This window comes from Staphylococcus aureus (genome assembly GCF_001027105.1).
Taxonomy (GTDB): Bacteria; Bacillota; Bacilli; order Staphylococcales; family Staphylococcaceae; genus Staphylococcus; species Staphylococcus aureus.
In genome coordinates this window covers 2,320,462-2,332,688 of sequence record NZ_CP011526.1, presented here as the reverse complement: position 1 = coordinate 2,332,688, position 12,227 = coordinate 2,320,462, and the positions used below count along the sequence as shown (strand labels likewise).

The window sequence follows — 12,227 nt, the reverse complement described above, 5'->3', positions numbered from 1 at the left end:
AAGCGTTTTAAATTTAGTGGAATTAACTTCTTAAAAGAACAGGAGCGAATTTTATGAGAAAAATTCAAGCAAAAAAAGGTTTGAGTATTGAGTGTAAAGGTTGGGAACAAGAAGCAGTACTTAGAATGTTATACAACAATTTAGACCCAGAAGTTGCTGAAAGACCAGAAGATTTAGTTGTTTATGGTGGTATTGGAAAAGCAGCACGTAATTGGGAAGCTTTTGAAGCAATAGAGAAAACGTTACGAGAATTAGAATCAGATGAGACAATGTTAGTACAATCAGGAAAGCCAGTTGCTGTATTTAAAACACATGAAGAAGCGCCACGTGTATTAATTTCAAATTCAGTATTAGTGCCTGAATGGGCAAACTGGGATCATTTTAATGAATTAGATAAAAAAGGTTTAATCATGTATGGACAGATGACAGCCGGTAGTTGGATATATATTGGTTCTCAAGGTATTGTGCAAGGTACTTATGAGACATTTGCCGAGCTAGGTAATCAACACTTTAATGGAGATTTAGCAGGCACTGTTACACTGACAGCAGGTTTAGGTGGTATGGGTGGTGCGCAACCGTTAGCAATTACTATGAATCATGGGGTAGCAATTTGCGTGGATGTTGATGAAACACGTGTTGATAAGCGAATTGATACGAAATACTGTGATGTTAAAACAGCTGATTTAGATGAAGCATTAAAATTAGCAGAAGAGGCGAAAGAACGTGGAGAAGGATTATCAATCGGGTTAGTTGGAAATGCTGTAGACATCCATCAAGCGATTCTAGAAAAAGGATTTAAAATTGACATTATTACTGACCAAACAAGTGCACATGATCCGCTAAATGGATATGTGCCACAAGGATACTCTGTAGAAGAAGCGAAAGTATTGCGTGAAAAAGATCCGAAAAAATATGTTGAACTGTCACAAGCTTCAATGGCAAAGCATGTTGAATTAATGCTTGAATTCCAAAAACGTGGCGCTGTAGCATTTGATTATGGTAACAATATTCGTCAAGTAGCCTTCAATAACGGAGTGAAAAATGCTTTTGACTTCCCAGGCTTTGTACCAGCTTACATTAGACCATTATTCTGTGAAGGTAAAGGGCCATTCCGCTTTGCTGCGTTGAGTGGTGATCCAAAAGATATCGAGCGTGCGGATGAAGAAATGCGCAAACTTTTCCCAGAAAATGAAAAGTTATTAAGATGGCTTGATTTAGCTGAAGAAAAAATTTCATATCAAGGACTACCATCACGTATTGCTTGGTTAGGCTATGGAGAAAGAGCGAAAATGGGCTTAGCTTTAAATCGTCTTGTACGTGACGGTGAAATTTCAGCACCAATTGTTATTGGACGAGACCATTTAGATGCTGGTTCAGTTGCTAGTCCTAACCGTGAAACAGAAAGTATGAAAGATGGTAGTGACGCGGTTGGTGATTGGGCTGTATTGAATGCACTCATTAACACAGCTGCAGGTGGTTCATGGATTTCATTCCATCACGGTGGCGGTGTTGGCATGGGATATTCACTTCATGCGGGTATGGTTGTTGTAGCAGATGGATCAGAGCGTGCTGAAAGAAGATTGGAACGTGTATTGACGACTGACCCAGGTATGGGTGTTGCCCGACATGTTGATGCTGGCTATGACATCGCTATTCAAACAGCTAAAGAAAAAGGTATTCATATTCCAATGATTGATAAAGCAGGTGATAAGTAATGAATGATTTAATAATTAATCATATAGCAGAATTAATTTTACCGAGATCAACAGATAAACCTTTGAAGGGTAAGGAATTAGATGAATTAAATGTTGTGAAAAATGGTACAGTTGTCATTAAAGATGGCAAAATTGTATATGCTGGAACACATACAGATGACTACGATGCGACTGAGACGATTGATGCTAGTGGGAAGGTAGTGTCCCCAGCATTAGTAGATGCACATACCCATTTAACATTTGGTGGATCTCGAGAACATGAGATGTCATTAAAACGTCAAGGTAAGTCTTACCTTGAAATATTAGAAATGGGTGGTGGCATATTATCTACCGTTAATGCTACTAGAGAAACATCCGAAGATGACTTGTTTAAAAAAGCAGAGCATGATTTGCTTACTATGATTAAACACGGCGTGCTTGCAGTTGAAAGTAAGAGTGGTTATGGATTAGATAGAGAAAATGAACTGAAGCAATTGAAAGTGTCTAATCGTTTAGCTGAGAAATATGATTTAGACATGAAACATACTTTCCTAGGGCCTCATGCTGTACCTAAAGAGGCAAGTTCAAATGAGGCATTTTTAGAAGAAATGATTGCGTTACTTCCGGAAGTAAAACAATATGCAGACTTTGCGGATATTTTCTGTGAAACAGGTGTATTTACAATAGAACAATCGCAACATTATATGCAAAAAGCCAAAGAAGCAGGTTTTAAAGTGAAAATACATGCGGATGAAATTGATCCGTTAGGCGGACTGGAATTAGCAATTGATGAACAAGCAATATCAGCAGACCACTTAGTAGCTTCTAGTGATAAAGGAAAAGAAAAGTTGCGAAATAGTGATACTGTAGCTGTCCTCTTACCTGCAACGACGTTCTATTTAGGTAAAGAAGATTATGCAGATGCAAGAGGCATGCTTGACAATAACGGTGCGATTGCATTAGCAACTGATTATAACCCTGGTAGTAGTGTCACAAACAACTTACAACTTGTTATGGCGATTGCAGCCTTGAAATTAAAGCTATCACCTAATGAAGTTTGGAATGCTGTTACGGTCAATGCTGCTAAAGCAATAGACATTAACGCGGGTACAATTAACACAGGTGATAAGGCTAATTTAGTAATTTGGGATGCACCAAATCATGAATATATTCCATATCATTTTGGTATCAATCACGCAGAAAAAGTTATTAAAGACGGTAAGGTCATCGTAGATAACACAGTATCTTTTAAAGCATAAAATAATTAGAAAGCTCTAAGCATTGGTTTAAACTAATGTTTAGAGCTTTTTGTGGTTTGTAAAAACAAGTATATTCGAGAACACGTTTTTGTATAGAGTCTCAATTATAAAAGTTAGAATAGTTTGACAACAGTGTTACGATATTATTAAACAACTGTCTATCATTAACGAAAGCAATTAACAAGAGTACATTGTTGTGAAATCATCGTTTAATAGTCAAAGATGATCATCGTAGGGTAGACAACATATCATTGACTTAAGGAAGGGGAATGACCGATGGGATTAAAAGATCAAGCTGTTACCTGGAGAAGGTATTTTCATCAATTTCCAGAACTATCCGATAAAGAATTTAAGACTACACAAAAAATTAAAGATATTTTAACAGAACATCATATTAGAATATTAGACTTACCACTTGCGACTGGGCTTGTTGCTGAAGTGGGACAAGGTCTGAGTTGTATAGCTGTTCGGGCTGACATTGATGCTTTACCGATTCAAGAGCTTGTTGAACAGGATTTTAAATCTGAAAATGAAGGTGTTATGCATGCGTGTGGTCATGATATTCACATGGCTAGTATTTTGGCTACAGCTGTAAAATTAAAAGAAATTGAGGGCACTCTTACTGGGCGTGTTAAATTCATTTTTCAATCAGCAGAAGAACTAGGACATGGCGCTTTTAAAATTATTGAAACACATGCATTAAAAGATGTACAAGCAGTATTGGGTTTTCATAATGACCCATCGCGTTCGGTAGGTACATTTGCAATCAAAACAGGGGCAATTACATCAGCAGTAGATCGTTTTGAGTTTCATATTAAAGGCGTGGGTGGTCATGCTGCAAAGCCAGAACAATGCAACGATCCAGTTATTGTGTTGGCGCAATTGATTAATAGTATTCAATCCATAGTTAGTAGAAATCTATCTGCGTTTGATGAAGCGGTAGTAACAATTGGACAAATATCATGTGGTAATACTTGGAATGTCATTGCTGATCATGCGTATGTACAAGGCACAGTGCGTAGTTTTGATCCTGTGGTACGAAAGCTTGTAGAAACACGATTACAAGATATTGCGGACGGATTGGCTCAAGCATATAATATGAAAATTAATTTAAATTATACGCATTTACCTGGCGCTGTGATGAATGATGAGGCATTGACGCATAAAGCAATTGCAGTAGCCCAACATGTTGGATATAAGGTGGGAATGATGGAACAGCCGCTTACGATTGGAGAAGATTTTTCAGGTTATAGTCAACATTTTCCAAGTGTATTTGCGTTAATTGGTTCTCATAGTGAATATGATTTACATCATCCTCAATATAAACCGGATGAAAGGATTCTGGAAAAAGTACCTGAGTATTTTGTTGAATTTGTAAAGAGACTATTGCATGAATAATTCGAGCTTGTTTTTATAAAGAAGAAAGTAATTTTTAGTGTAATCATGATTAAGTTCCTAGGAAGATTGGGTAAATAATAACCATTAAGCGAATAAGGAGATGTAAAAAAATGGCAGCTCAAGATCCTAGAACAAAATTTAAAACAACGGATTATGAAAAACAAGAACAAGAGGTACCGGGTTTACAATCTGAAATGACGCCAGCACCCGATTGTGGCGAAACGTCTTACCAAGGTCATCAACGCTTACAAGGCTATAAAATATTAGTCACAGGTGGTGACTCAGCAATAGGGCGTGCAGCAGCAATTGCGTATGCTAAAGAAGGTGCAGATGTAGCGATTAACTATCTTCCGAGTGAAGAACAAGATGCACAAGAAGTACGCCAAGTGATTGAAGAAAGTGGTCAAAAGGCAGTGTTAATTCCTGGTGATATAAGAGATGAACAGTTCAACTATGACCTTGTTGAACAAGCATATCAACAATTAGGTGGCTTAGATAATGTTACTTTAGTTGCTGGACATCAACAGTATCATGATGATATTCATGGATTTACAACTGAGGCATTTACAGAAACATTTGAAACGAATGTCTATCCGCTATTTTGGACAGTTCAAAAAGCATTGGAATATTTAAAACCGGGTGCGTCAATTACAACGACATCATCTGTACAAGGTTATAATCCTAGTCCTATTCTTCATGATTATGCCGCTTCAAAAGCAGCAATTATTTCATTAACTAAAAGTTTTTCAGAAGAATTAGGACCAAAAGGAATTAGAGTGAACTGTGTAGCGCCTGGTCCATTCTGGTCACCATTACAAATTTCTGGTGGACAACCTCAAAGTAAAATCCCAACATTTGGTCAAAAAACACCTTTAGGTCGTGCAGGTCAACCTGTTGAGTTATGTGGAACTTATGTGCTATTAGCGTCAGAAGAATCAAGTTATACAACCGGACAAGTGTTCGGTGTTAGCGGTGGAGTGCAAATAGATTAGGTTTGTATGAAGCTTTTAATTGAACAACATAATATTAATTTAGTTACTTCAATCCATTAAATTAAAATGAATTGGTGAAGTGTATTTTAAATAGTCGGTAAAGGTGTGTATCTTTATCGGCTTATTTTAATACTCTGTCATAAGGAGCGTTTGCTCAGGGTGTGGATTATAAGTTTTAAGCAGAATAAACTTTCTTAATGAGGATGTCAGGACAACAACGAAAAAGTTAAAAACTGTTGCGGGATTGGGTTTAGGGACGGTTAGTGGAAGAAAGTTAAATTCATTAACAAGTGAAATGCCTAAGGCTAGATATTAAACGTCAGAACGGACAAAGAATAATAGGATATGTTTTCAATTAAATAGCGAAGTATTTATATGTTAAGATGATGTAAATTACATAGAAACGCTACCCGTAGAAGTACTGATCATAGAAACGCTGATAAACGTAAATTTGCAAACTCGATATTAAACAAAGGGGTTGTTATTATGGCATTAATAGTATCTAGAGCTATATTATTTTTGATTTTAGCATTAGCTTTTGGAATAGCGACTGTTTTTCCTGAACAAAAATTACCATTATATATAGTATTCACATTATTTGTAGCAGTTGCGATCGTTTCGAATGTATGGTTTACACATCAAAACGTTAAAAAGCATATCATTAAGTTTAACAAATACGTCGCATACTTTTTATCCTTTGTCTCAGGGTTACTTTACATTGGATTTGTAATTTATACATTAACTATAGGGAGCTATGATGTTTTACCAATTATTATATTTGCAATAAGTATCGTATTGGTTCAAATATTAGAAAATATACTGGGAATCAGTATAAAAAATACGCGTCTATCAAACAAACAGTTGAAAGTCATCTCCAAGCAACGTGTTCAGCAATTTAAAGTCATATCATTAATATTAGTAAGTGTGTCTATCGTGTTCATTTTTATTGCATTAATGCTTAAATGGTGGCTTTTACTTGTTATTAGCATTATTGTTTTGATTATTATTACAGTAGCAATGATTGTTTATGAAAAATATTATACGACTCCTGATTAATTTATGATTGACGTACTAAGGATTATCTTGTAACGTAAACGTAAATAAGCATCACTTATCTAGAGAGGTGGAGGGACTGGCCCTATGAAGCCTCGGCAACATCTCGAATGTGCCAATTCCAGTAACCGTAATGGTTTGAAGATAAGCAGGTAAAGCACTTGAAAACCTCTTTCTTCATCGTTTGTGAGAAAGAGGTATTTTTAATTGGAAAGCAGGTAAAAAGGATGGAAGTACATAAAAAGAGCAATGCTTGGGCATTATTCCCCTTGTTATTATTTGTGGCGTTGTTTTTAGGCGTAGGTATTATCACAGGTGATTTTACTTCAATGCCATTAAATGTTGCAATTACGATAACGGTAATTGTGGCGTTATTAATGAATCGAAAAGAATCATTTGCTAAAAAAGTTGAGGTCTTCACGAAAGGTGCAGGCCATTCAAACATTGTTTTAATGATGTTGATTTTTATTTTAGCAGGTGCATTTTCAAATACAGCTGAAAAAATGGGTGGCGTAAAGTCGACAGTTAATTTAGGACTATCATTAATCCCAGAAAATTTAATTATTGTAGGATTGTTTGTGATTTGTATGTTTGTTTCTATATCTATGGGGACGTCTGTAGGAACTGTTGCTGCAATAGCACCTGTTGGTTACGGATTTGCACAAGCGACAGATGTACCAACTGCGCTAGCAATGGCTACAGTTGTTGGAGGTGCAATGTTCGGCGATAATCTATCAATGATTTCAGATACAACAATTGCTGCGGTTAGAACACAACATACGAAAATGAAAGATAAATTCAGAGTAAACTTTAAAATTGTATTGCCAGGTGCTATTTTAACGATTATTATTCTGTATTTCTTAACGAATGGCATTTCTTTAAATCATGCTAAAAACTATGATTATAATCTAATTAAAGTTGTACCGTATATCTTAGTATTGGTATTAGCATTATTAGGTGTAAATGTCATTATCGTATTGATTGGCGGAACATTATTAGCCGGAATCATTGGTCTCATAGATGGTTCATTCGGTTGGATGGGGCTACTAGATGCAGTGTCCAAAGGTATTATAAGCATGGAAGATATTGCTATGATTGCGTTGCTAATTGGTGGTTTAGTCGGTATTATTCAACACAATGGTGGTATTGAATGGTTGTTGCAATTTGTTCGCTCTAAAGTGAAATCAAAGCGTGGCGCAGAATTAGGAATTGCTAGTTTGGTAAGTGTCGCAGATATTGCCACGGCAAACAACACCATCTCTATTATTATGTCAGGTCCTTTAGCTAAAAATATTGCAGATGAATATGATGTAGATTCAAGGAAATCAGCAAGTATTCTTGATATATTTGGAGGCTGCTTCCAAGGTTTATTACCATATAGCCCGCAAGTCATTTCAGCGGCTGGTGTAGCTGGTATTTCACCGTTAATGTTATTCCCATACAGCATTTATCCTATATTATTAGGTGTATGCGGACTTATTGCGATTTTATTTAATTTTCCAAAGCTAAAAAAGAACACTAGTCAAGAAATGAAACATTAATGCTTAACAATATATCGATGTAGCCAAGTAAGGTGGCTTGTTATATTAACAGATCATGTTGTACTCACCGTATAACGCTAATCTTTTAAAAATGATGATCATCTATGTTTGGAACTGAGCAAAAATACGTTAAAATAAAAGTAAGAGCGAAAGTGGGTGGACAACAGTGGCAAAATTTAATGTAGAGAATGAACATGTCGAAGTTGAAATTGAAAAGCTTTATAAATTTTCTCCAGAGTTAGTATACGAAGCTTGGACAAAGAAAGATTTGTTGAAACAATGGTTTATGACATCAGCCAGAACGAATAAAGAGATTGAAGCGGACGTTAAAGAAGGCGGTAAATATCGTATTGTAGATCAACAACGTAATGGCAAAGTAAATGTGATTGAAGGCATTTATGAATCTTTAGTTATGGATGAATACGTTAAGATGACTATCGGTATGCCTGGACTAAGTGAAACGCAAGATGTCATTGAGGTAGAATTTTTTGAACGTGAAACAGGTGGCACCCAAATGCTATTTTATTATCGTTCATTAGTTGAAAAAGAAAGACGATTTACTAATTTAGAATACAAGCAAAAGAAAAAAGAATATCATGATGCCATGGTGCATGGTTTCGAATTGATGTTTGATAAGATGTACCACGTTATCGAAACATCAACACAACAATAAAATGATAAAAGGAAGTTATGATAGGCTCAAGGCCATTAAATCATAACTTCCTTTTTTCTAATTTGAAATATCATTATGTAGTAAATACTCATTATATTTTCTTACAAGTGTTTCAAAGAATATATGATAACTGATGAAGCTAGAATAGTCTGTACCATCAGTTAAGTAGAATGTGTTACTGGATACATAGACGTTGTAATTTGCTTTTTGAGCAAGGGTATTATCTTTCATTGTAGTAACAGAAATAAAGTATTTTTGTCTAAGTTGAAGCAAGTTTGTTACTTCTAATAATTCATGTGTTTCACCTGATAATGAAATAATAAAGAATAAATCATTAGGTTCACTCTTGTTCAAAATCATTTTAAGTTCATGTTCATCATGAAGTACAATGACATGATTATGTAACGTTAACAATATACGCTGTGCCTCTGAAGCAACGTTTAACTGTGCACGCCCTGTACCATACAAATATATTGTTGAAGCTGTATGCATTTTTTTAGTAAGAAGCTGGTAATCAACGCGTTCTAAATAACTGAATGTACTATCGATTTCTTGTTTGAAACTATCGATAGAGTTAGAAGGTAATTGGTGTGTCTTATTACTTTCAAATTTAAGGTACGATTTAAAATCACTATAACCGTCAAAACCTAATTTGCGTGTAAATCTGTGAATGGTTGCATTCGAGGCATGTGTGAATTGCGCTAAATCTTGTATTTTCATATTTTTACATTCATCTATATGTGTATTGATAAAGTGAGCGATATGTAAATCATTATCATTAAGTTTATCAAAGTTTCGATTAATGTGTTCATCTAAAAACATATTCAACCTCCTTGAAAATAAATGTGTAATAGATCGTTATTACATTAAAATCTTGTATGTCATTATATATATTTGTGTATTGATATAGGTTTGATTATGCGTTTAAAACGAATGTATTACAAATACAACGATGTCATATATAAGGTCGTGAAAAAATTTTCACTATATGAAAAGATAATCTGATTATACAAAATACTTTCAAAATACGTCAATGTCGTTGTAGGTGTGTAAGCGTTTACTATATATTATATTTAAATAGTAAGACATCTATTTATAAATGAATCTAATTAGATGTATTGTTAGGAAAGATGATATGGAGGGAATAGAAGATGAATGCGATAAAGCGTTTCGGTAGTGCAATGATTGTACCGGTATTAATGTTCGCTTTCTTTGGGATAGTGCTTGGCTTTGCGACATTATTTAAAAATCCTACAATCATGGGGAGTTTAGCAGATCAACATACGTTTTGGTTTAAATTTTGGTCAGTAATAGAATCTGGTGGCTGGGTTATTTTTACGCATATGGAAGTTGTATTTGTTGTAGGTCTACCACTTTCTTTAGCTAAAAAAGCACCAGGTCATGCAGCACTTGCAGCATTGATGGGTTACTTAATGTTTAATACATTTATAAATGCCATTTTAACACAATGGCCACATACGTTTGGCGCTAATTTAGAAAAAGGCGTTGAAAATGTACCTGGTTTAAAATCAATTGCAGGTATTGCCACATTGGATACGAATATTCTAGGTGGTATTATTATTTCAGCTATTATTACTTGGATTCACAATAGATACTATAGTAAACGATTACCAGAAATGGTTGGTGTATTCCAAGGTTTAACATTTGTAGTTACGATTTCATTTTTTGTGATGTTACCATTAGCAGCAATTACTTGTGTTATTTGGCCAACTGTTCAGCACGGTATTGGTTCAATGCAACACTTTATCATTGCTTCAGGCTATATCGGTGTATGGTTGTATCACTTCTTAGAACGTGTATTAATACCAACAGGATTACATCACTTTATTTATGCACCAATTGAAGTTGGACCAGTAGTAGTCAATCACGGCTTGAAAGCTGAATGGTTACAACATTTAAATGAGTTTGCTAAGAGTACTAAGCCATTAAAAGAGCAATTCCCTTATGGCTTTATGCTTCAAGGAAATGGGAAAGTATTTGGATGTTTAGGTATTGCTTTAGCAATGTATGCTACGACACCTAAAGAAAATCGTAAAAAGGTGGCGGCACTACTTATTCCTGCCACATTAACAGCAGTCGTTGTAGGTATTACTGAGCCATTAGAGTTTACATTCTTATTCATCGCACCATACTTATTTGTTTTACACGCAGTTTTAGCAGCATCAATGGATACTTTAATGTACGCATTTGGTGTTGTAGGTAACATGGGTGGTGGCTTGTTAGACTTTATTTCAACAAACTGGTTGCCATTAGGTAAAGAACATTGGGGTACTTATGTTGCACAAGTTATTATCGGTCTGATATTTGTAGCGATTTACTTCTTCTTATTCAGATTCTTAATTTTGAAATTTGATATTCCATTACCTGGACGTAAGAAAACAGAAGAGGAAGTTAAATTATTTTCTAAGCAAGATTACAAAAATAAAAAAGGTGATAGCGTAGATTCTAAACGTGCTTCATCTGGTAATGAATACGAAGACAAAGCTGCATATTACCTCGACGGTTTAGGCGGCAAAGAAAATATCAAAGATGTTACTAACTGTACAACAAGATTACGCTTAACTGTTTATGATGAAAGTAAAGTTGCAGATACGGAATATTTCACGCATCAACAAATGGCACACGGATTAGTAAAGAGTGGTAAGAGTATCCAAGTTGTAGTAGGTATGACAGTACCACAAGTTCGTGAAGCATTTGAACAAATGGTTGAGGATCAATCGTCCGAAGATAAATAATACAAAAAAAGACACATCACTATACGCAATCATTGTAAATGATCATCGTATAGATGTGTCTTTTATTATGATATACGAGCTTTGCTCATAGATGACGATCTATAATTGGCAGATAGAATGTCGATATTTCTAGTTGCAATCGTATGTAACAATTTAGCAAATATTTCTGGCGTACATATAATATGTGCATGAGACTTATTCAACGTATAAGTGATATCAGTGTGATTTTGGAACATATTCATAATATCGATGACTTTGTCTTTAATGAAAGCATCTTGCAAGCCATCAATATTGATATCGAAACGCTTTGCAGATTGATATAAATTATCAGAATCAAGTAATTCATTTATTTTCTTTGGTGAAAGTACTTGGAAAATACTATACTGATGAAAACTTAAAAATGAAATGAAGTATGGAAGTTGTTGCTTTGGTAAGCTAATTTCTAATACATACTGATTAAACTGTTTGTTTATTGAGAATTGCAACGCATCACAAAATTGTACACTTTTGCATAACTTACTTAATTTTTTTCTAGTAGTACGGTCATTTAAACCGGCGATGTTGATGATGTATGTTTCGAATTTATCAATTAACATGTGAGGACCTCCCGAGGAATACATGGCATTAAATACACGTTTAATATTTATAAAGGTGACTTAATTTTGTTCAAGTTGATTTTACCACGCTTTTTTTCTTTATTCACTAAGACTTTTGAATGAAGTTTAAAATAATTGTTTATCAGTGATAAAATATTTGCAATAAGAAGAGAATGACTAAATAATCTTAATTTTCAGAAAAGTAATTGTAACCTTACTGGTCTTATGGTAATATTTTTCAATATTATCGACGAGGATGTGTTAA

10 protein-coding genes and 1 riboswitch are annotated in these 12,227 nt (G+C 34.7%); of the genes, 8 read left to right on the top strand and 2 right to left on the bottom strand.

Going from position 1 to position 12,227, the window contains the following annotated elements; all coding sequences use genetic code 11:
* Positions 1 to 53 precede the first annotated feature (53 nt).
* From hutU to AA076_RS11865, 7 genes are all read left to right on the top strand, one after another.
* Positions 54 to 1,715 carry a urocanate hydratase gene (hutU, locus tag AA076_RS11895; RefSeq protein ID WP_001226823.1) on the top strand — a complete coding sequence of 554 codons (1,662 nt, stop codon included), beginning with the start codon at positions 54 to 56 and terminating at the stop codon, positions 1,713 to 1,715.
* A complete protein-coding gene (hutI, locus tag AA076_RS11890; protein WP_000998767.1) occupies positions 1,715 to 2,953 on the top strand; it encodes an imidazolonepropionase in 1,239 nt (412 codons plus the stop codon). The genes hutU and hutI overlap by 1 nt, the downstream gene beginning before the upstream one ends.
* A gap of 276 nt (positions 2,954 to 3,229) precedes the next feature.
* Positions 3,230 to 4,351 (top strand): M20 peptidase aminoacylase family protein, encoded by a 1,122-nt coding sequence (locus AA076_RS11885; RefSeq protein ID WP_000523153.1) that lies wholly within the window; start codon positions 3,230 to 3,232, stop codon positions 4,349 to 4,351.
* 110 nt (positions 4,352 to 4,461) lie between these two features.
* The gene (locus tag AA076_RS11880) at positions 4,462 to 5,343 is read left to right on the top strand and encodes an SDR family oxidoreductase (protein ID WP_000730043.1); all 882 of its coding nucleotides are present in this window, start codon (positions 4,462 to 4,464) and stop codon (positions 5,341 to 5,343) included.
* 486 nt (positions 5,344 to 5,829) lie between these two features.
* Complete coding sequence (locus tag AA076_RS11875; protein ID WP_001185193.1) at positions 5,830 to 6,399, top strand: hypothetical protein; 570 nt, start codon at positions 5,830 to 5,832, stop codon at positions 6,397 to 6,399.
* A gap of 52 nt (positions 6,400 to 6,451) precedes the next feature.
* A riboswitch (SAM riboswitch) is annotated at positions 6,452 to 6,547 on the top strand.
* 76 nt (positions 6,548 to 6,623) lie between these two features.
* Positions 6,624 to 7,937: a Na+/H+ antiporter NhaC family protein gene (locus AA076_RS11870; protein ID WP_000451837.1), complete on the top strand. Its 1,314-nt coding sequence runs from the start codon at positions 6,624 to 6,626 to the stop codon at positions 7,935 to 7,937.
* 166 nt (positions 7,938 to 8,103) lie between these two features.
* Complete coding sequence (locus tag AA076_RS11865; protein ID WP_001051556.1) at positions 8,104 to 8,610, top strand: SRPBCC family protein; 507 nt, start codon at positions 8,104 to 8,106, stop codon at positions 8,608 to 8,610.
* Between the two features lie 57 nt (positions 8,611 to 8,667).
* Here AA076_RS11865 and AA076_RS11860 read toward each other — a convergent pair whose 3' ends face one another.
* Entirely contained in the window at positions 8,668 to 9,432 is a 765-nt protein-coding gene (locus AA076_RS11860; protein ID WP_000477992.1) for a MurR/RpiR family transcriptional regulator, read from the bottom strand.
* Positions 9,433 to 9,761: 329 nt separating this feature from the next.
* On the opposite strand from AA076_RS11860, the gene AA076_RS11855 reads away from it, so the two are divergent.
* Positions 9,762 to 11,366, top strand: coding sequence for an alpha-glucoside-specific PTS transporter subunit IIBC (locus tag AA076_RS11855; RefSeq protein ID WP_000991502.1), 1,605 nt, complete (start codon positions 9,762 to 9,764; stop codon positions 11,364 to 11,366).
* Between the two features lie 65 nt (positions 11,367 to 11,431).
* Here the strand turns inward: AA076_RS11855 and AA076_RS11850 are convergent, their stop codons facing one another.
* The gene (locus tag AA076_RS11850) at positions 11,432 to 11,962 is read right to left on the bottom strand and encodes a hypothetical protein (RefSeq protein ID WP_000904065.1); all 531 of its coding nucleotides are present in this window, start codon (positions 11,960 to 11,962) and stop codon (positions 11,432 to 11,434) included.
* Positions 11,963 to 12,227 lie beyond the last annotated feature (265 nt).